We start from the raw sequence: 19,260 nt of genomic DNA, 5'->3' as shown, positions 1-19,260 counted from the left end.
CGCTACTTCATGGGCGTACTCATCGCGTGCTCATCGAGTGCTCATCGCAATCTCGACCTACTTCCAACTCGCGGGGTACCTGGGCCGCGCGGGGGTTCCGCACGACGCTTCTTACGGTGTTGCCTGCTCGACGTAGAGGCGCAACGCCTTGGTGTCGAGCGGACCCGGGGCACGCAACGCCCGTGGGAACGCCCGACGGCGTACCGCCAGGTCGAGACAGACCAGGGCGGGGTGCACATACGCACCCCGGCCGGGCAGCGTACCGCGATGATCCGGGACGCACTCGTCCTTAATCGCCACGATCCGCAGCAAGTCCTTCTTGGCCGCTCGCTCCCGGCACCCCACGCAGGTGCGCTCGGGGCATGCTGGGGCTCGCGTCCGGCCAGACACTCTTAAGTCTACCTCCCCGCACCGACCTCACCCCTTTGGGGCAAAAATCGAACGGTTGTTGTCGTGATCCACACCACCGGTTCTCAAGCACCGGTGGCGCCGTTCTATTCCCCGGCCTGCTCGGTGTCGGGCCGGATGTCGATCCGCCAGCCGGTCAGACGGGCGGCGAGCCGGGCGTTCTGCCCTTCCTTGCCGATCGCCAGGGACAGCTGGTAGTCCGGCACCGTCACCCGGGCGGACCGGGCCGACATGTCCACGACCTCCACCTTGGAGACGCGGGCCGGCGAGAGCGCGTTCGCCACCATCTCGGCCGGGTCGTCCGACCAGTCGACGATGTCGATCTTCTCGCCGTTCAGCTCGCCCATCACATTGCGCACCCGGCCGCCCATGGGGCCGATGCAGGCGCCCTTGGCGTTCAGGCCCGAACGGGTGGACCGTACGGCGATCTTCGTGCGGTGACCGGCCTCACGGGCGATGGCGGCGATCTCCACGGACCCGTCGGCGATCTCCGGCACCTCCAGGGCGAAGAGCTTCTTCACCAGGTTCGGGTGCGTGCGCGAAAGGGTGACGGAGGGACCGCGGACGCCCTTGGCGACCCGGACGACGTAGGAGCGCAGCCGCATGCCGTGCGGATAGGTCTCGCCGGGCACCTGCTCCTGCACCGGCAGGATGGCCTCCAGCTTGCCGATGTCCACGAGCACGTTCTTCGGATCGCGGCCCTGCTGAACCACTCCGGTGACGATGTCGCCCTCACGCCCCGCGTACTCGCCGAGCGTGGCGTCGTCCTCGGCGTCGCGCAGCCGCTGCAGGATGACCTGCTTGGCGGTGGTGGCGGCGATACGGCCGAAGCCGGACGGGGTGTCGTCGAACTCGCGGGGCTCCTGGCCCTCCTCGAGGTCCTCGGGATCCTCCTTCGCCCACACGGTCACATGCCCGGTCTCCCGGTTGAGCTCCACGCGCGCGTGACGGCGGCTTCCCTCGGTGCGGTGGTAGGCGATGAGGAGGGCCGATTCGATCGCCTCGACCAGCAGGTCGAAGGAGATCTCCTTCTCCCGAACCAAGCCCCGCAGGGCGCTCATGTCGATGTCCACGGCTACGCCTCCTCCTCTTCCTTCATGTCCTTCTTGTCCTTGCGGTTGAACTCGACCTGGACCCGGGCCTTGGCGATCTCGTCGAAGGCGAGTCTGCGGCCGGTGGCCTTGCGGCCCTTCACACCGGGCACCTCGAGGTCCACGCCCTCGTCGTCCACGGTCAGGATCCTGGCGACCAGTTCCCCGCCCTCGGTGAGCTGGAACCTCACCAGGCGGTCGACGGCGCGCACGTAGTGCCGGTGCTCCTTGAGCTCGCGCTCGGCGCCGGGGGTGCCCACCTCGAGGTCGTACGCGGCCTCGCCCATCACGTTCGTCTCGTCGAGCTTCGCCGAGAGCGCGCGGCTCACATCGGCGATCTGGTCCAGGTCGGCACCGGTGTCGGAATCGACGACGACGCGCAGCACTCGCTTGCGTCCGACGGAGTCCACTTCGATCTCTTCGAGATCCAGGCCCTGGGAGGTGACGAGCGGTTCCAGCAGTTCCCGCAGCCTCTCGCTCTGGGTGGTGCTCATCCGGGTGACTCCTCGGCCGCGTGTGCTGTTGTGGGATGGGTCGCGTGTCTGGTCAAAGGGTATCGGGTCCCAGGGTGTGTTGCCGTCCATCGGGTAGCGGACGGGTGCCGGTGACTGGTCTTCGACATGTCCACGGGTACCGTGATCACGGGCGTGCTGCCCTCCCCCTTTCGTACGCACTCCGAGGACGTCTGCCGTGCCGTTTCCCCCACCGCCGCGCATGCCCTCGGGGCCGCGCAGAAGGAGCCTGCTCGCCTCGGCCGCCGGGGCGGCCCTGCTCGTGGGCTGTTCACCGGGTCCGGACACCGACGGCACCGGCGGCAGCCCGTCGGCCGCGGACCGGGCACGCGCGCGTGCGGCCCGGGACAGCGCGGAGCTGGTGGAGCGCTACGACGCCGTGCTCACGGTCCATCCGGCGCTGGCGGAGCGCCTCGGACCGCTGCGGGCGGCGGTGGTCCGGCACGCGGAGGCCTTCGGCGGTACGGCGGCCAGGACGGCCACGCCCTCGGCGTCGGCGTCGGCCTCCCCCTCGGCGACGGCGCCCGCGGTGCCGTCCGACGAGAAGGGCGCCCTCGCCGCCCTCGCCGCCGCCGAACGGACCCTCGCGGACCGGCGGACCGAGGCGCTGGTGGAGCTGCCCGGTGAACTGGCCCGGCTGCTGGCGTCGGTGTCGGCCGCCGGAGCGGCCCATGTGTATCTGCTGACGGAGGGTGCGGCGTGAGCAAGCCGAAGGCCGGGGAACTGGCGGCCCTGCAGGCGGCGCTGGCCGCCGAGCATGCGGCGGTGTACGGGTACGGCGTGGTCGGCGGCCGGATCGGCGAGGAGCGGCGGACCGACGCCCGGGGGGCCTACGACGCCCATCGGGCCCGGCGCGACGCCCTGGTGCGCGAGGTGGTGGACCTGGGCGGCGAGCCGGTGCCCGCCGAGGCCGGGTACGCGCTGCCGTTCGCGGTGCCTGACTCCCCCGCGGCGGTCCGGCTCGCCGCGGAGGTTGAGGACCGGGTGGCCGGGGTCTACTCGGATCTGGTGCGGGCCGCCACGGGCGAACGGCGGCGTACGGCCGCCGAGGCGCTGCGGGAGGCGGCGGTGCGGGCGGTGCGCTGGCGCGGCGAGAGCGTAGCCTTCCCTGGGCTCGCCGAGCGTGCGGGCACCGGCTCGGCATCGGCGACGCCCACGGCGTGACGCGTACTGGAAGGAAACTCTCGCGTATGGCTTTCGAACCGCCGCGGCGTCTGGTGAGGGCGCTCGGTGAGACGGCGACGGACGCGGACGGCTGGCTGGAGAAGCTGCCCGAGGCGGTCCAGCAGGCCGTGGCGCTACGCGAGTTGACCGTGGAGCGGGTGCAGGTGCCCGGCGGTCGCAGCAGCCTGGTCGTCCTGGTCCGGCGCGCGGACGGCACGCCGGCCGTGCTGAAGCTGGCGCCGCCGCGGGCGCGTCCCGAGAGCGAGCGGGCGGCTCTGGCGCACTGGGGCGGCCTGGGCGCCGTACAGCTGCTGGAGCCGTTCACGACCGAGGGGGTGCTGCTTCTGGAGCGGCTGCATCCCGATGTCTCGGTGCGGTCGTTGCCGGAGGCGAAGGCGCTGCTGGAGGCGGCGGGGACGCTGCGACGGCTGTGGGTGGAGCCGCCGGGGGATCACGCGTTCGAGACGGTGGTCGAGCGGACCGGACGGCAGGCCGAGGCGATGCGGCTCGGCTCCGCCGGTTCAGCGGACGTGGCGGCGCTGGTGGATGCGGCGCTGTCCGCTCGGGAGGAGCTGGTGGCGGCGGCGCCCGAGAGACGGCTGCTGCACGGCACGTTCCGGCAGAGCAAGGTGCTGGCCGGGGAGCGGACGCCGTGGCTGGCCGTGGGGCCGGACCCGGTGGTCGGCGAGTGCGCGTTCGACCTGGCCCGGCTGGTGCGGGACCGGGTGGAGGACCTGATCGCCTCCCCCTCGGGGGCGGCCACTACTCGACGGCGGATCAAGCGGCTCGCCGAGTCCCTGGACGTGGATCAGGAACGGCTGCGCGGCTGGACCCTGTTCCGGGCCGTGGAGTCGGGGGTGCGGGCGCTGCGGGTGGGGCGTCCGAAGGATGCGGAGCTGTTGTTGGAGTTCGCCGGCTGGCTCTAGACGCGGGCCACGAGGTCCGACTCAGGTCGGAAGGTCCCCGCCGCCCGGCCCACGCCCCCCTGCGGGGAGCCTCGCAGGGGGGCGTGGTGGGTCCGGCCGACGTGCCTCCCGAGCGTGCCGGCCGGGGTCTCGCGGGCAGCAGCGGCGGCCGCCCGCATGTCTTCAGCGGTGGTCGCCGGACCCCGCGGACAGGATGTCCTCGATCGCCAGCAGCCGGGTGTGCTCACGGATGTGCGCCGCCTGCTCCGCCTCACCCCCCTCGGTGGGGGCAGCCGGCTCCGCGTACGGGACATGGGCGAACAACGGGAGTTCGGCGGGCGACAACGGCCAGGAGACACCGCGTTCCCCCGCCCGGAGAAACAGGGTGCCGCCGCCGTCGGTGAGCACGGCGCTCGACGGATGCAACGCCGCCAGCCAGGCCAGGAGATGCGCCCGCTCGTGCCGGAAGCGCGTCAACTCCCTTTCGTAGGAGTCGGCGTGACGCCGCCAACGGTCCCGCTGTTGCCGACAGTTCTCCAACTCGAGCACAAGACGAGGACCCGGGTCCGCCCTCCGCCGATCCGCCCCCGGCAACCGGAGGACCCGGCACACGAATCCGACCAGACGCCCGAGGCGGACGGAGCGGCGGGCGGCGCGGGACCGAGGGCCCACGCTCCCGGGGTCGCCGGACGGGCCGGCGCCGAGCCGAGGACCCCCGCGCCCGGCATCGCTTGAATGGCCGGCGCCGGCCCAAAGGCCCCCCAGCCCGAGATCCCCAGTCGGGGTGGCGCCACACCGGGAGTCCCCCGGCCCGGGATCGCCAGGCTGGGAGTCGTGGACACGGGTGTCAACGGTGCCGCGGTCGCCGGACCGGGAGTCAGTGAGCCAGGTGTCGCCGAAGCGTGGAGCCCCCGGCCCCACGCCGTCATCCCCCTGACCGCTGGACCCGGGGTCGCCCCACCACGTCCCCCCGGATACCGGACCACCGGCACCGGACCCCCCGGACCGAGGCACACCAGGACACGAGGCATCAGCACCCGGAGCCCCCGGCCCCACGCCTTCGACCCCCGGACCGCCGGGGCCGCGGCTCTCGGGAGCGGGGGCATCCTGGCGGGGCGCGCCGGGCCTGGGGGCTGTGGCTTGAGGATCGTCGAGAGGGGCGTCGCCAGGGCGGGGGGCGTAGGCGCGGGGGTCGTCCGGGAGCGGGCTGGGCGCCGGCGGGGGCATTCGGTTCTCCGGTTGCGGTGAGCGGTGAGGGCGGGCGGTGCGGGTCGGGGGCGCCGGGCCGGGTGTCCGCTGCTGGTCACGTGTGGAGCCGGTACGGCGGTAGCGGCCCGCGCTGCGGGCGTTCGCGGCGCGGCAGGCCTCGTCGACGGGTTCACGTCGGCGCAGGTGCCGCTGGTACGCGGCCCGGGTGCCGCAGGCTGCGGGCTGTGCTCGCCGCGGTGCGGCCACCGCGGGAGTACCCGCGGCCCGGTCCGGCGTCCGCTCGGTCCGCGGGGCCGCCCGGCGGTCCAGGGCATGGCGCTGGGGGCCGGTCAGTCCGGCGACGACGCCCTGGCGGCGGCACCGCGGCAAGCCGCTCTCCCGTTCCAGAACGGCGGCCCGGCAGGAATCGAGCACGGGGCAGGCCGTGCAGATCGCCACGGCCGCGGCCTGCGAGCGGCGGTTGAACCAGAGGTCCGCGTCGCGTTGTCCGCATGCGGCGCTCGATTCCCAGGCCCGCGATCCCTCCTCCGTGGGCCCACCGCGGCTCATCCGACCGGCTCGATGGGGCCGCCCACCGGTGCCGTGGGCGGTGCGGGCGGTACGGCCGGGGGCGCCGCCGCGGGAACCGTGCCTTCGAACTGCGGCACCGGCGACAGCGGTCCCAGATGGGCCGCGACATTGGCGAGGGAACAGCGCTCGGGCCGGCCGTCGACGGACAGCAGGGGCATACCGTCGTGGGTACGGCAGCCCTGGAAGTACCAGACGTCCCCCTGCGCGTCGCGGTGCGGAACCGCCAGGTCGTAGGTGGCACCGCCGAGCCGGAAGGGGCGCGCCTGATGCCCGGTCGCGCCGCCCGGTGGAGCGGCGGCGACCCGGGCCACCACCGCCACCCGGACGCCGCCGTACTCCCCCTCGCCGACGACGGTGTGGGGACGGTCGCCCTCCCTGACCACCGAGATGCCCAAGGAGGCCCGCCAGTCGGCCCATTGCTCTGGTCCGTCGACGCGGAGCACCACCCGGACCCGGTTGCCTTCCACACGGACACCGGAGGGTCCTCGATGCCCCGTCAGGTGGCGCTCGATGGCGGCGGCGACGGACCGGGCCCGGGCGCACGCGTCGTCCCAGGCCAGCGCCTGCCGCTCCAGCTCGGTGGCCGCCGGCCGGGTCCGGGACCAACCGCCCTCCGGCGTGCGGTGCAGCACCGCGCCGAAGGTGCGCTCGGGGTCGACCAGCAGACGGGCCGAGTCGAGCGCCCGCGCGACGGCGGTCGCCTGTTCGGGCCGGACGGATTCCAGCACTGCCCGGATGACGCCCGCGGCGTGTGGGAGGTTGCTGTTCACGCGGCCACCGCCTCGGTCGTCCAGCGCATCTTCCGCAACGCGCGGTAGGTCAGCGTCTTCACCGCGCCGACGCTCCGGCCCATGGCGAGAGCCGTCTCCTCCGCCGTGAGTTCGTCGAGGAAGCGCAGCTGCACACAGTGCCGTTGCAGGGCGTTGAGGCTGTGCAGGGCGTTGTGCACGGCCTCCTGGGCCTCCACGGCTTCCAGCTCGCGCAGGACGACGGATTCCCCGTTGCGCAGGGACGCCTGCGGCTCGTCGAACTCGGCGACCGGGGTCTCCAGCCGGCTGCGGCCGCGGCCGACCTCGTCGAGGTAGAGGTTCTTGGCGATGGTGGTCAGCCAGGCGGCGAAGGCCGTGCCCTGCCAGGTGTAGGCGTCGATGCGCCGCAGAGCGCGGGTGAACGCCTCCTGGGTCAGGTCCTCCGCCAGGTGTCTGTCGCGGGTGCGGACGAGCAGAAAGCCGTACACGAGGCGGTAGTGCTCGTAGTACAGGGCGGCGAACGCCTCCCGGTCTCCGCCGCGGGCCCGGGTGATCAGCTCGGGTTCCGGATCGTGGGCCGGAGCGGTGGAGACATGGTGCGGTAGGGACACGATCGGTCCTCCCGTCGAGTCAATGAGCAATCTTCGATACTCATGTAGATGTAGATTCACAGGGCAAACGCCAAGAGCCCACACCAGGAGCCGCGACACTCGCCCGGGGCTATCTACAGTCTTCACGTAGACGCATACAGTGTCAAGAGGCCTACGCAGCGTAAGACTTGAGACCCACTCGGCCTCGGCGGCCACCAGGGGCGCACACCGGTGTGAACCTTTCGCGCCCGTGCGTCCGCGTGCTTCCGAACCCTCCATCGCCGATCTGCGATCTACTTGCGCTTGTAGATATTGATGGCGGATCCTCTGATGCGTGACGAACCCGCAGAGCCGCCCAGGAGACCCAGACCCCGGCCACGATCCACCACGCCGGGACGAGGACCTGGCTACGCTGCTCGCCCGCCTGCTGGCCCAAGTCCCCGACCGGACCCAGAAGGACCTGGCGATGGAGGCCGGCATCTCCTACCCGACGCTGAACGCCTGGGTGAACCGGACCCGGGGCACCTCGCGCATCGAACCGGAGAAGCTGCGGGCCATGGTCGAGGTGTTCCGGCGCTGGGGCGTGCGGACGACACCCAAGGAGTTCTTCGAGGCGGCCGGCCGGCCCGTGCCGGGCCCGAGCGAGGACGAGCGCGAGGCCAGGCTGCTGAAGCTCTACCGGCAATTGCCGGAGGCACGCCAGCGCGCACTTCTCAAGGATGCCGAGGCCATGCTCCAGGTCAGCCGCATCGTGTGAGCTCAGCCATGCCCTCCCGGCGAATATGACGAAACGCCCCCCGAGCCCCACCGTCACCGGTACCATCAGTCAGCCGCTGACCTCCCGGAGCGGATCACTCATGCCGTAGTGCATCCCTGGGGAGACAGTTGTGTGCATCCATATTTTCCTGACGGACGGCCTGCCTGGTCCCGCCGTCTGGGACCCGGATGAAGTCGGGATCCGCGTCGCCAGAGACGCTCCCGTACGTGACGTGATCCGGGAGTTGCGAGACATCCTGGTGATCGACCTCGGCGCCCCCGCCTCTCGGAGTGGACAGCTCCGCTGCTTCTGCGGAATGCGGGTGGAGCTGCCGGACGAACTGCTTCCCTGTGCCCCGGCCGCAGAGGCCGGCTGACTCTTCAGGGACAGCGCACCTCCGCCGAACAGCGAGGCCGTTCCCGCCCGGGGCGGGAACGGCCATCACCGGAAGTCGCCGGGAAACCGGCGCGGCTACGCGCTCAGGCGCGCGATGGCCTCCTCGACCGTCAGTTCCTCGCGCTCGCCCGTGCGGCGGTCCTTCAGCTCGACCACACCCTCGGCCGCGCGGCGGCCCGCCACCAGGATCTTCGGAACCCCGATGAGTTCCGAGTCCGTGAACTTCACGCCCGGGGACACCCCGGCGCGGTCGTCGCACAGGACCCGAAGGCCCTTCGCGGCGAGCTTCTCGGCGACGTCGAGCGCGAGTTCGGTCTGCAGGGCCTTGCCGGCGGCGACCACGTGGACGTCGGCCGGGGCGATCTCGGCGGGCCAGCACAGGCCCTTGTCGTCGGCGGTCTGCTCGGCCAGGGCCGCGACCGCGCGTGAGACACCGACGCCGTAGGAGCCCATGGTGACGCGGACCGGCTTGCCGTTCTGGCCGAGAACGTCGAGCTTGAGGGCGTCCGCGTACTTGCGGCCGAGCTGGAAGATGTGGCCGATCTCGATGGCGCGGTCCAGCCTGAGGCCGGTGCCGCACTTCGGGCAGGGGTCGCCCTCCTGGACGACCACGACGTCGACGTACTCCTCGACCTCGAAGTCACGGCCCGCGACGACGTTCCTCGCGTGCATGCCCTCCTTGTTGGCGCCCGTGATCCAGGAGGTGCCGGGGGCCACCCGCGGGTCGGCGAGGTACTTGACCTTCTCGCCCAGGCCCTGCGGGCCGACGTAGCCGCGGACCAGGTCCCGGTGCTCGGCGAAGTCCTCCTCGGTGACCATCTCGACGGTCGCCGGGGCGAAGTGGGCCTCGACCTTGTCCATGTCGACCTCGCGGTCGCCGGGGACACCCACGGCCACGATCTCTCCGTCGACCTTGACCAGGAGGTTCTTCAGGGTGTCGGAGGCCTGGACGCCGAGGTGGGCGGCGAGGGTCTCGATGGTCGGGGTGTCCGGGGTCGGGATCTCCTCGAGCGCGGGCACGCCCTCGGCGTCCACCGGCTTCAGCCCGTAGGTGATCGCCTCGGTGTTGGCCGCGAAGTCGCAGTTCGGGCAGTCCGCGAAGGTGTCCTCGCCGGCCTCGGCCGGGGCCAGGAACTCCTCCGACTTCGAGCCGCCCATCGCACCGGCGGTCGCGGCGCAGATGCGGTAGTCGAGGCCGAGGCGCTCGAAGATCCGCTGGTAGGCCTGGCGGTGCAGGGCGTAGGACTGGGCGAGGCCCTCGTCCTCGGTGTCGAAGGAGTAGGAGTCCTTCATCAGGAACTCCCGGCCGCGCAGGATGCCGGCCCGCGGACGGGCCTCGTCGCGGTACTTGTGCTGGATCTGGTAGAGGATGACCGGCAGGTCCTTGTAGGAGGACGCCTGGTCCTTCACCAGCAGGGTGAAGATCTCCTCGTGGGTCGGGCCGAGCAGGTAGTCGCCGCCCTTGCGGTCCTTGAGGCGGAACAGCTCCTGGCCGTACTCGTCCCAGCGGCCCGTCGCGTCGTACGGCTCACGCGGCAGCAGCGCGGGGAGCAGCACCTCCTGGGCGCCGATGGCGTCCATCTCCTCGCGGACGACGCGCTCGACGTTGGCGAGGACCCGCTTGCCGAGGGGCAGCCAGGACCAGATGCCGGCGGCCGTGCGGCGGACGTAGCCGGCGCGGACGAGCAGCTTGTGGCTGAGGACCTCGGCGTCCGCCGGGTCGTCGCGCAGCGTCTTCGCCATCAACTGGGACATGCGCTGGACCGGTGCGTTCGCCATGGGTGTCGTACTCCTGCTGCGTGAAGGTGTTGGCAGGAGGTTATCCGGGTGGTGCCGGGCGGTGGAAATCGGTTAGTGGCGGCGCAGCGGCAGCGGGGCGCCCATCACGGCGTACGGCATGGGGGCGCTGGGGAAGAGGACCTGGCGGGCGAGGTCCTGGTAGCCGAGGGAGCGGTAGAGGCCGCGGGCGGGGCTCTCGGTGTCGATCGCGGAGAGGATCGAGCGGGGTTCGCCGGCGCCGTCGGTGATGGCGGTGATGAGGGCCCGGCCGATACCGCGGTTCTGGTGGCCGGGGTGGACGTGCAGTTCGGTGATGACGAAGGAGTCGTCGAGCCAGAGGTCGTTGCCCTGGGCGCGGAGGTAGGGCTCGACGACGGTGGACCACCAGTGGGCGCGGTCGTTGGGCATGCCGTAGACGAATCCGACGAGCCGTCCCTCCGCGGTGGCTCCGAGAGCGCGGGCACCGGCGTAGGTCATGTGCCGCAGCACGATCTGACGGCGTACGGCGACCTCGTCGGCGCCCAGTCCGAACGCGACGGCCTGGACGGCCAGGGCCTCGTCGACGTGGGCTGACAGGTCCAGGGGGCCGATGACGAGATCCATGCCGGGAGGGTACAGCGGGGTGCCTCCCACGGGCTCAGAACAGGACGCTCATGAAGGCGCCGACCTCTTCGAAGCCGACCCTGGTGTACGTCCTTCTCGCCGCGGTGTTGAAGTCGTTGACGTAGAGGCTCACGACCGGGGCGACATCGGCGAGGGCGTAGCGCAGTACGGCGGCCATGGCGGGGGCGGCGATGCCCCGGCCGCGGTACTCGGGGGCGACCCAGACGCCCTGGATCTGGCAGGCGCGTTCGGTGGCGGCGCCGATCTCCGCCTTGAAGACGACCTTGCCATGGGCGTCGAGGCGGGCGAAGGAGCGGCCGGAGCCGACGAGTTCGGCGACCCGGGCCTGGTAGAGGAGCCCGCCGTCACCGGCCATCGGGGAGACCCCGACCTCCTCGGTGAACATCGCCACGCAGGCCGGCATGATCGTGTCCATCTCGTCCTTGCGGATACGACGGACCAGCGGGTCGGGGGCGATGGCCTCGGGCATCCGGTCGGTGACCATCAGCGGCTGACGGGAGCGGACGTCCCGGGCCGGGCCCCAGCTGGGTTCGAGTAGCCGCCACAGCTGGGCGGTGGACTCGGCGGGGCCGACGATCGAGGAGCACCGGCGCCCGGCCCGCCGGGCACGGTCGGCGAAGGCGCGCACGGCTCGGGGGCCGGCGCAGATGGGGACGAGGTTGGCGCCGGCGTAGCAGAGGGACGTCAGCATGCCGTCCTCGTACCAGCCCCACATCTCGCCGCCCAGGCGCCAGGGGTCGAGCCCGGCCACCTGGACGCGAGAGGTCACGAAGGCGTTCGCGACCGGCTCGCGGTCCAGCACGACGAGCGCTGCGTCCAGGTCGCTCGGTTCGAGGACCCGGGATGTGGTCTGGGTCAACAACTGCGGGGCCTCACACTCAGGACTGCTGATCTCCGAACTGTACCTGTCGGAGTTGTGAAGTGCCGCCCCGCTGAACGCGTGCGCTGATACAGCGGCCCCCGGCCGGTCAGCCCGCCACCGAGACCGACGGCTCGCCCGAGGTCACGCCGTCCGCCTCCATCTGCTCGGCCAGCTTCATGGCCTCCTCGATGAGCGTCTCGACGATCTTGGACTCGGGGACCGTCTTGATGACCTCGCCCTTGACGAAGATCTGGCCCTTGCCGTTGCCGGACGCGACGCCGAGGTCGGCCTCGCGGGCCTCGCCCGGGCCGTTCACGACACAGCCCATGACCGCGACCCGCAGCGGGACCTCCATGCCGGTGAGGCCGGCAGTGACCTCTTCCGCCAGCTTGTACACGTCCACCTGGGCACGGCCGCAGGACGGGCAGGACACGATCTCCAGGCCGCGCTGCTTGAGGTTCAGCGACTCCAGGATCTGGATGCCGACCTTGACCTCCTCGGCCGGCGGCGCCGACAGGGAGACGCGGATCGTGTCGCCGATGCCCTGGGAGAGCAGGGCGCCGAACGCCACCGCGCTCTTGATCGTGCCCTGGAAGGCCGGGCCTGCCTCCGTGACGCCGAGGTGGAGGGGGTAGTCGCACTGGGCGGCGAGCTGCTTGTACGCCTCGATCATGATGACCGGGTCGTTGTGCTTCACCGAGATCTTGATGTCCCGGAAGTCGTGCTCCTCGAAGAGCGAGGCTTCCCACAGGGCCGACTCGACGAGCGCCTCGGGGGTCGCCTTGCCGTACTTCTGGAGCAGTCGCCGGTCCAGCGAGCCCGCGTTCACACCGATGCGGATCGGCGTGCCGTGGTCCTTCGCCGCCTTCGCGATCTCCTTGACCTTGTCGTCGAACTGCTTGATGTTGCCGGGGTTCACCCGGACCGCCGCGCAGCCCGCCTCGATCGCCGCGAAGACGTACTTGGGCTGGAAGTGGATGTCGGCGATCACCGGGATCTGGGACTTGCGGGCGATCGTCGACAGGGCGTCCGCGTCGTCCTGCGTCGGGCAGGCGACCCGGACGATCTGGCAGCCGGACGCCGTCAGCTCGGCGATCTGCTGGAGGGTGGCGCCGATGTCGGACGTACGGGTCGTGGTCATCGACTGGACGGAGACCGGGGCGTCGCCGCCCACCGCGACCGTGCCCACCTGGATCTGCCGGCTCTTCCGACGCTCGGCAACCCTGGTCGGAACGGACGGCATGCCGAGAGAAATCGCAGTCATCTGCTGTGCAACCCCAAGTCGTGGATCAAGGTCCGGTCCCGTCAGCGGCGGGCTCCAGGCTTCGAGATTACGGCACCGGCGATCGTCGAAGCACATCCCGTCGGCAAACCCACCAATAGCGTGACGGCCGGGAACCCAGGGTCCCCGGCCGCGGCGAACGCCGTACGACTAGGAGATTCTCACCGGGTTAACCACGTCCGCGATCAGCACCAGCAACGTGAAGCAGACGAAGATCCCGGCCACCACGTAGGCCACCGGCATCAGCTTCGCCACATCGAACGGGCCCGGGTCGGGACGGCGCAGCACCTTGGCGATGTTCCGGCGCAGCGACTCCCACATCGCGCCGGCGATATGGCCGCCGTCGAGCGGCAGCAGCGGGAGCATGTTGAACAGGAACAGGGAGAGGTTGAAGCCCGCGACGAGCATCACCGCCATCGCCAGCTGCTGTGAGGCGGGGATGTCGAGGGTGAAGATCTCGCCGCCCACCCGGGCAGCGCCGACCACGCCCATCGGTGAGTCCGCCTCCCGCTCCCCGTCGCCGAAGGCCGCGTCCCACAGGGCCGGGATCTTGCCGGGCAGGGCCGCGAGGGAGTCGACGGCGTCGCCCACCCGGTCGCCCATCCAGGTCACGGAGTCCCCGAAGTCCTGCTTGACGATGCCGGTGGCGGCGCTGAAGCCGAGGAAGCCGGCGGTGACGTACTCGCCCTGGACGATCTGGCCGCTGGAGTCCTTCTTGGCGACCTGGTTGGTGGCGATCTTCGCCGTGAGGGTGACCTGCTCGCCGCCCCGCTCGACGACGATCGGCACCTGCTTGCCGGGGTTGGCGCGGATCAGGTCGGAGAGCTTGTTCCAGTCGTCGGTGCGGACGCCGTCGAAGGAGACGATCTTGTCGCCGGCCTTCAGGCCCGCCGCGGCGGCCGGGGAGGCGGGGTCGGACTTCTGGCACTTGTCGCGGTTCTCGCTCTGCGCGATCACGCACTGGGAGACCGAGCTGACGCTGGTGGTCTGCTGGGAGATGCCGAAGCCCATCAGCACGGTGAGGAACAGGCCGATGGCGAGGACCAGGTTCATGAACGGGCCCGCGAACATCACGATGACCCGCTTCCACGGCTTGCGCGTGTAGAAGAGGCGGGTCTCGTCACCCGGCTTGAGCTCCTCGAACGCGGCCTCGCGGGCGTCCTCGATCATGCCGCGCCAGGGCGAGGTGGAGCGGGCCTCGAGCCGGCCGTCGGGACCGGGCGGGAACATGCCGATCATGCGGATGTAGCCGCCGAAGGGGATGGCCTTGACGCCGTACTCCGTCTCGCCCTTCTTGCGCGACCAGAGGGTCGGGCCGAAGCCGACCATGTACTGGGGCACGCGGATGCCGAAGAGCTTGGCGGTGGACAGGTGCCCCAGCTCGTGCCACGCGATCGAGAACAGCAGCCCGACGGCGAAGACCACTATGCCGAGGATGAACATCAAGGTCGTCATGCACGGGCCTCCGCCGTCTGTGCCGCCAGTTCCCGGGCCCGGGTGCGCGCCCAGGTCTCCGCTTCGAGGACGTCCGCGACGGTGAGTGAGGTTCCCGTCACCGGGGTGCCGTGCTCCTGGACCACCCGGGTCACGGTCTCCATGATGCCGTTGAACGGCAGCGCGCCGGACCGGAAGGCCTCCACGCACTCCTCGTTGGCGGCATTGAACACCGCCGGGGCCGTGCCCGCGAGCTCGCCCACGTGCCGCGCGAGGTTCACCGAGGGGAACGCCTCGTTGTCGAGCGGGAAGAACTCCCACGTCGAGGCCCTGCTCCAGTCGAAGGCGGGCGCCGCGTCCGGGACGCGCTCGGGCCAGCCCAGACCGATGGCGATCGGCCCGCGCATGTCGGGGGGCGTCGCCTGGGCCATCGTGGATCCGTCCGTGAACTCGACCATCGAGTGGACATACGACTGGGGATGCACGACCACCTCAATGCGGTCGAAGGGAATGTCGTAGAGGAGGTGCGCCTCGATGACCTCCAGGCCCTTGTTGACGAGGGTCGCGGAGTTGATCGTGATCACCGGGCCCATGGCCCAGGTGGGGTGGGCGAGGGCGTCCTCGACGGTGACGTGCGCCAGCTGTTCCTTCGTACGGCCGCGGAAGGGGCCGCCGGAGGCGGTCACGACGAGTTTGCGGACGTCCGCGCGCGTGCCCGCCGCCAGCGCCTGGAACAGCGCAGCGTGCTCGGAGTCGACCGGGATGATCTGGCCCGGCTTGGCGAGGGCCTTGACCAGCGGGCCGCCCACGATGAGCGACTCCTTGTTGGCGAGCGCGAGGGTGCGGCCCGCCTCCAGGGCGGCGAGGGTCGGGGCGAGGCCGATGGAGCCGGTGATGCCGTTCAGCACGGTGTGGCAGTCGGAGGCGGCGACCTGGGTGGCCGCGTCGGGCCCGGCGAGGATCTCGGGCAGCGGCTCTCCCGCGCCGTACAGACCGCCGAGCGCCTCGCGCAGCTGCGGTACGACGTCTTCGCGGGCGACGGCGACCGTGCGGACCTTCAGCCGGTGGGCCTGCTCGGCGAGGAGGGCGACGCGGCCGCCGTTGGCGGAGAGCGCGGTGACCCGGAAACGGCCGGGGTTGCGCAGCACGAGGTCGATGGCCTGGGTGCCGATCGACCCGGTGGAGCCGAGGATCACCACGTCCTTGGGACCGTCTCCCGCGACGGGGTCGTAGACCAGGTGCGGGTCGGCGAGGGCGCGGGCCGGAAGCCCCGTCGTCCGCCCGGAGGGCGGGCCCTGCGGCGCCAGGTGCGTGCTCTCGGCGTGCCGGGCGCTGACCCTCGTACTGGATGTACTCGGGTCAGCGCCCGGTGCGGCGAGAGTGCGTGCATGGCGTCGCGGGGCAGACGGGGCTTCCGGCCCGCGCCCTCGTGGGGCTGGAGAGTCGCTCATGACCCCATTGTTGCCGCAATGGATGTCGGGAAGGACAGGGCGTCCCCCTCGCGGCGGAGGCGAGGGGAACAGCCTGTCGGTCGCCGGTCAGCGGATCGGGCGGTGGACGTTCTCCCGTTCGCTCGGGCCGGGGGTCGCGTCGGCGATCCAGGGGCCGTCGCCGGAGGGGTCGACGATGCCCTCCTCCAGCCAGGTGTAGGTGCCGGACATGACGCCCTTGACAACCTTGCCGTCGAGCTCGTCGGTGTTGCTCCACAGGCGGCCGAAGAGCTCCTCGACGCGCAGCCGGGACTGCCGGCAGAAGGCGTCGGCGAGCTGGTAGGCCTCGCGGCCGTGCTCGCCCTGCGAGCGCAGGTGCTCGGCGCGGACGACGACCGCGCTCATCGCGAACAGTTCCGCGCCGATGTCGACGATCCGGCCCAGGAAGCCCTGCTTGCTCTCCATCCGGCCCTGCCAGCGGGACATGGCGTAGAAGGTGGAGCGGGCGAGCTTGCGGGAGGTCCGCTCGACGTAGCGGAGGTGCGTGGAGAGGTCGACTCCGTGCTTGAAGTCGCCGTACGAGTAAGGCAGTTGCCCCTGGCCCGCGACCAGCTTCGGCAGCCACTTGGCGTAGAAGACGCCCGCGTTCGCGCCCGCCTTCGCCTTGTCCTGGAGGGACTTGTCGGGGTCGATGAGGTCGCCGGCGACCGAGAGGTGGGCGTCGACGGCCTCGCGGGCGATCAGGAGATGCATGATCTCCGTCGAGCCCTCGAAGATGCGGTTGATGCGCAGATCGCGCAGGATCTGCTCGGCGGGGACCGCCTTCTCGCCGCGCGCCCCGAGCGACTCGGCCGTCTCGAAGCCGCGCCCGCCGCGGATCTGGACGAGTTCGTCGGCCATCAGCCAGGCCATCTCGGAGGCGTACAGCTTGGCGAGGGCGCCCTCGATCCGGATGTCGTTGCGGTCCTCGTCGGCCATCTGCGAGGACAGGTCGAGGACGGCCTCCAGGGCGAAGGTGGTCGCCGCGATGAAGGAGATCTTGGAGCCGACGGCCTCGTGGCGGGCGAGCGGCTTGCCCCACTGCTCGCGCGCCGCCGACCACTCACGGGCGATCTTCAGACACCACTTGCCCGCCGCCACGCAGGACGCGGGCAGTGACAGACGCCCGGTGTTCAGCGTGGTGAGCGCGATCTTCAGGCCCGCGCCCTCCGGGCCGATGCGGTTGGCCGCCGGGACCCGGACCTGGTGGAAGCGGGTGACGCCGTTCTCGATGCCGCGCAGGCCCATGAAGGCGTTGCGGTGCTCGACGGTGATGCCGGGCGAGTTGGTCTCCACCACGAAGGCCGTGATGCCGCCCTTGTGGCCCTCGGACTTCGGCACCCGGGCCATGACGACGAGGAGGTCGGCGACCACTCCGTTGGTGGTCCACAGTTTCACTCCGTCGAGGACGTAGTCGTCCCCGTCCGGCACCGCGGAGGCGGCGAGGCGGGCCGGGTCCGAGCCGACGTCCGGCTCCGTGAGCAGGAAGGCGGAGATGTCGGTGCGGGCGCAGCGCGGCAGGAACCGCTCCTTCTGCTCGTCGGTGCCGAACAGCTTGAGCGGCTGGGGGACGCCGATCGACTGATGGGCGGAGAGCAGCACGCCGATCGCGGGCGAGGCGGAGCCGGCCAGGGAGAGCGCCTTGTTGTAGTACACCTGGGTGAGGCCGAGGCCGCCGTACTTGGTGTCGATCTTCATGCCGAAGGCGCCGAGTTCCTTGAGGCCGGCCACGACCTCGTCGGGGATGCGGGCCTCGCGCTCGATCAGGGCGCCGTCGACCTTCGTCTCGACGAAGTCGCGCAGTTTGGCGAGGAACTCCTCACCGCGCTGGGCGGCCTCGTCGGTCGGCATGGGGTGGGGATGGATGAGGTCGAGGCGGAAGCGGCCGAGGAACAGCTCCTTGGCGAAGCTCGGCTTGCGCCAGTCCTGCTCACGGGCCGCCTCCGCCACCTGGCGGGCCTCACGTTCGGTGACGGTGGGTTTGACGGGTGTTGCGGACATGAGGACCACCTCGCCGCGAATCGGGATCATGGGCCGTTTGGTTACCGACGGGTTCTACCCGATCGTATGTACCCGATTCCGGGCGACCCCACCACCCCTTGGGGCCTGGCATCACCCTCCCGTCTGCCTGGCGGCGTCTGGCACGCCCGTTCAGCCGAGGCTCACGCCGCCGTACTTGGTGCCGAGCGGTCGGGGCTGCGGGGCCCGCGGTGTTGCGTCGGGGGTCCTTCCGGGGGACGGTGCGGGTACGTCCCTTCGGTGGCCGCGGGCGGCGCGGAGGTTGCCGTATCCGGGGAGATTGATTGTCGAAGCGCTTCGACAGCCTATGGACACCCACTCCCGCTACAGCTACTGTCGAACCACCCTCACCCGCCCCTGTTCATCGTGCGCTCTGTCGAAGCGCTTCACAAAGCTTGGAGAGCGGATGGTCACCCTCGCCGAGGTCGCCCAGCACGCCGGAGTCTCGGCGAGCACGGTGAGCTATGTCCTCAGCGGCAAGCGGTCCATCTCCCAGTCCACCCGGCAGCGGGTCGAGCAGAGCATCCGCGTGCTCGGCTACCACCCGAACGCGGGGGCCCGGGCGCTGGCCAGCAGCCGGTCGAACATCATCGCGCTGATGATCCCGCTGCGCACCGACATGTACGTGCCGGTGATGATGGAGATCGCCATCGCGGTGGCCACGACCGCGCGCACGCACGGCTACGACGTCCTGCTGCTCACCGGCGAGGAGGGCCCCGACGCCGTGCGCCGGGTCACCGGCAGCGGGCTGGCCGACGCGATGATCCTGATGGACGTCGAACTCGACGACGAGCGGCTGCCGTTGCTGCGCGACACCGACCAGCCCTCCGTGCTCATCGGACTGCCCGCCGACACCTCCGGGCTGACCTGCGTCGACCTTGACTTCCGGGCCACCGGCGCACTGTGTCTGGAGCATCTGGCGACACTCGGGCACCGGGACGTCGCCGTCATCGGCGAGGCCCCCGCGGTCTACGAACGGCACACCGGCTTCGCCGAGCGCACCCTCGACGGCCTGCGTACGCGCGCCCAGGAGCTGGGCGTACGGCTGCTGCACCGGCCGTGCGAGGGCGGCTACGACGCCATGGCCGTCACCCTGGCCCGCGTCTTCGACGAACGCCCGGCCACCACCGGATTCGTCGTGCAGAACGAGTCGGCGGTGGAGCCGCTGCTCGCGCTGCTGCGCCAGCAGGGCCGTGCCGTGCCCGAGGACGTGTCGGTGGTCGCGATCTGCCCCGACCAGGTCGCCACCCAGGCATCGGTGCGGCTGACGTCCGTCTCCATCCCGGCCCAGGAGATGGGACGGCACGCCGTGGAACACCTGGTCGCCAAGCTGGACGGGCGGGGCGAGGCCGACGTCGTGCTCATCGCACCCGAGTTGACGGTCCGGGCGAGCTCGGGACCGGCCGCTTCCTGATCAGTACGTCCCCGTGCGGCCCCTGC

18 protein-coding genes and 1 pseudogene are annotated in these 19,260 nt (G+C 71.3%); 5 read left to right on the top strand and 14 right to left on the bottom strand.

Annotated elements, in window-relative coordinates:
• Positions 1–111: 111 nt before the first annotated feature.
• The 3 genes from AC068Z_RS32285 to rimP all read right to left on the bottom strand — a co-directional run bounded on the left by AC068Z_RS32285 (position 112) and on the right by rimP (position 1,993).
• On the bottom strand, positions 112–390 hold the full coding sequence (locus tag AC068Z_RS32285) for a YlxR family protein (protein ID WP_186287343.1): 279 nt from the start codon (positions 388–390) through the stop codon (positions 112–114).
• A 104-nt stretch (positions 391–494) separates the two neighbouring features.
• Positions 495–1,481: a transcription termination factor NusA gene (gene nusA, locus AC068Z_RS32280; RefSeq protein WP_478563621.1), complete on the bottom strand. Its 987-nt coding sequence runs from the start codon at positions 1,479–1,481 to the stop codon at positions 495–497.
• A 2-nt stretch (positions 1,482–1,483) separates the two neighbouring features.
• Positions 1,484–1,993, bottom strand: coding sequence for a ribosome maturation factor RimP (gene rimP, locus AC068Z_RS32275; RefSeq protein WP_478563619.1), 510 nt, complete (start codon positions 1,991–1,993; stop codon positions 1,484–1,486).
• A 196-nt stretch (positions 1,994–2,189) separates the two neighbouring features.
• On the opposite strand from rimP, the gene AC068Z_RS32270 reads away from it, so the two are divergent.
• From AC068Z_RS32270 to AC068Z_RS32260, 3 genes are read left to right on the top strand one after another with little or no spacing between them, the layout of a single operon-like run.
• Positions 2,190–2,714, top strand: coding sequence for a hypothetical protein (locus tag AC068Z_RS32270; protein WP_478563616.1), 525 nt, complete (start codon positions 2,190–2,192; stop codon positions 2,712–2,714).
• Positions 2,711–3,175, top strand: a complete 465-nt coding sequence (locus AC068Z_RS32265) for a ferritin-like domain-containing protein (protein WP_478563613.1) — start codon at positions 2,711–2,713, stop codon at positions 3,173–3,175. The genes AC068Z_RS32270 and AC068Z_RS32265 overlap by 4 nt, the downstream gene beginning before the upstream one ends.
• Positions 3,176–3,201: 26 nt before the next feature.
• A complete protein-coding gene (locus AC068Z_RS32260) occupies positions 3,202–4,101 on the top strand; it encodes an aminoglycoside phosphotransferase family protein (RefSeq protein ID WP_478563610.1) in 900 nt (299 codons plus the stop codon).
• 162 nt (positions 4,102–4,263) lie between these two features.
• Here the strand turns inward: AC068Z_RS32260 and AC068Z_RS32255 are convergent, their stop codons facing one another.
• The 4 genes and pseudogenes from AC068Z_RS32255 to AC068Z_RS32240 form a co-directional block, all read right to left on the bottom strand.
• Positions 4,264–4,557, bottom strand: a complete 294-nt coding sequence (locus AC068Z_RS32255) for a hypothetical protein (RefSeq protein ID WP_478563685.1) — start codon at positions 4,555–4,557, stop codon at positions 4,264–4,266.
• 1,050 nt (positions 4,558–5,607) lie between these two features.
• Positions 5,608–5,838 (bottom strand): annotated as a pseudogene (locus AC068Z_RS32250) (WhiB family transcriptional regulator); the annotation flags it as partial.
• Positions 5,835–6,629 carry a BN159_2729 family protein gene (locus AC068Z_RS32245; protein ID WP_478563608.1) on the bottom strand — a complete coding sequence of 265 codons (795 nt, stop codon included), beginning with the start codon at positions 6,627–6,629 and terminating at the stop codon, positions 5,835–5,837. The pseudogene AC068Z_RS32250 and the gene AC068Z_RS32245, both read right to left, overlap by 4 nt.
• Positions 6,626–7,219 carry an RNA polymerase sigma factor gene (locus AC068Z_RS32240; protein ID WP_478563605.1) on the bottom strand — a complete coding sequence of 198 codons (594 nt, stop codon included), beginning with the start codon at positions 7,217–7,219 and terminating at the stop codon, positions 6,626–6,628. The genes AC068Z_RS32245 and AC068Z_RS32240 overlap by 4 nt, the downstream gene beginning before the upstream one ends.
• Positions 7,220–7,532: 313 nt before the next feature.
• On the opposite strand from AC068Z_RS32240, the gene AC068Z_RS32235 reads away from it, so the two are divergent.
• Complete coding sequence (locus tag AC068Z_RS32235; protein ID WP_478563602.1) at positions 7,533–7,955, top strand: helix-turn-helix domain-containing protein; 423 nt, start codon at positions 7,533–7,535, stop codon at positions 7,953–7,955.
• Between the two features lie 471 nt (positions 7,956–8,426).
• On the opposite strand, the gene AC068Z_RS32230 is transcribed toward AC068Z_RS32235, so the two are convergent.
• From AC068Z_RS32230 to AC068Z_RS32200, 7 genes are all read right to left on the bottom strand, one after another.
• Entirely contained in the window at positions 8,427–10,130 is a 1,704-nt protein-coding gene (locus AC068Z_RS32230) for a proline--tRNA ligase (protein ID WP_478563599.1), read from the bottom strand.
• Positions 10,131–10,202: 72 nt separating this feature from the next.
• Complete coding sequence (locus tag AC068Z_RS32225) at positions 10,203–10,733, bottom strand: GNAT family N-acetyltransferase (RefSeq protein WP_478563596.1); 531 nt, start codon at positions 10,731–10,733, stop codon at positions 10,203–10,205.
• Between the two features lie 34 nt (positions 10,734–10,767).
• Positions 10,768–11,616 (bottom strand): GNAT family N-acetyltransferase, encoded by an 849-nt coding sequence (locus tag AC068Z_RS32220; protein ID WP_478563593.1) that lies wholly within the window; start codon positions 11,614–11,616, stop codon positions 10,768–10,770.
• A gap of 106 nt (positions 11,617–11,722) precedes the next feature.
• The gene (gene ispG, locus AC068Z_RS32215; RefSeq protein ID WP_478563590.1) at positions 11,723–12,880 is read right to left on the bottom strand and encodes a flavodoxin-dependent (E)-4-hydroxy-3-methylbut-2-enyl-diphosphate synthase; all 1,158 of its coding nucleotides are present in this window, start codon (positions 12,878–12,880) and stop codon (positions 11,723–11,725) included.
• A 168-nt stretch (positions 12,881–13,048) separates the two neighbouring features.
• Positions 13,049–14,341, bottom strand: coding sequence for a M50 family metallopeptidase (locus tag AC068Z_RS32210; protein WP_478563679.1), 1,293 nt, complete (start codon positions 14,339–14,341; stop codon positions 13,049–13,051).
• A gap of 8 nt (positions 14,342–14,349) precedes the next feature.
• The gene (gene dxr / locus AC068Z_RS32205; protein WP_478563587.1) at positions 14,350–15,783 is read right to left on the bottom strand and encodes a 1-deoxy-D-xylulose-5-phosphate reductoisomerase; all 1,434 of its coding nucleotides are present in this window, start codon (positions 15,781–15,783) and stop codon (positions 14,350–14,352) included.
• Between the two features lie 87 nt (positions 15,784–15,870).
• The gene (locus AC068Z_RS32200; protein WP_478563584.1) at positions 15,871–17,802 is read right to left on the bottom strand and encodes an acyl-CoA dehydrogenase family protein; all 1,932 of its coding nucleotides are present in this window, start codon (positions 17,800–17,802) and stop codon (positions 15,871–15,873) included.
• Between the two features lie 424 nt (positions 17,803–18,226).
• On the opposite strand from AC068Z_RS32200, the gene AC068Z_RS32195 reads away from it, so the two are divergent.
• Positions 18,227–19,234 carry a LacI family DNA-binding transcriptional regulator gene (locus AC068Z_RS32195; protein WP_478563581.1) on the top strand — a complete coding sequence of 336 codons (1,008 nt, stop codon included), beginning with the start codon at positions 18,227–18,229 and terminating at the stop codon, positions 19,232–19,234.
• The last annotated feature ends 26 nt before the right edge of the window (positions 19,235–19,260 follow it).

This window comes from Streptomyces sp. NPDC043726, assembly GCF_056436565.1.
The sequence above is the reverse complement of the archived record's forward strand: the minus strand, read 5'-3'. Positions and strand labels throughout refer to the sequence as shown.

Excerpts from the sequence above, each read along its gene's own strand:
- dxr (WP_478563587.1), bottom strand. The coding sequence starts at position 15,783 with ATGAGCGACTCTCCAGCCCCACGAGGGCGCGGGCCGGAAGCCCCGTCT.
- AC068Z_RS32195 (WP_478563581.1), top strand. The coding sequence starts at position 18,227 with ATGGTCACCCTCGCCGAGGTCGCCCAGCACGCCGGAGTCTCGGCGAGC.
- AC068Z_RS32260 (WP_478563610.1), top strand. The coding sequence starts at position 3,202 with ATGGCTTTCGAACCGCCGCGGCGTCTGGTGAGGGCGCTCGGTGAGACG.
- AC068Z_RS32230 (WP_478563599.1), bottom strand. The coding sequence starts at position 10,130 with ATGGCGAACGCACCGGTCCAGCGCATGTCCCAGTTGATGGCGAAGACG.
- AC068Z_RS32225 (WP_478563596.1), bottom strand. The coding sequence starts at position 10,733 with ATGGATCTCGTCATCGGCCCCCTGGACCTGTCAGCCCACGTCGACGAG.
- AC068Z_RS32210 (WP_478563679.1), bottom strand. The coding sequence starts at position 14,341 with ATGTTCATCCTCGGCATAGTGGTCTTCGCCGTCGGGCTGCTGTTCTCG.
- ispG (WP_478563590.1), bottom strand. The coding sequence starts at position 12,880 with ATGACTGCGATTTCTCTCGGCATGCCGTCCGTTCCGACCAGGGTTGCC.
- rimP (WP_478563619.1), bottom strand. The coding sequence starts at position 1,993 with ATGAGCACCACCCAGAGCGAGAGGCTGCGGGAACTGCTGGAACCGCTC.
- AC068Z_RS32200 (WP_478563584.1), bottom strand. The coding sequence starts at position 17,802 with ATGTCCGCAACACCCGTCAAACCCACCGTCACCGAACGTGAGGCCCGC.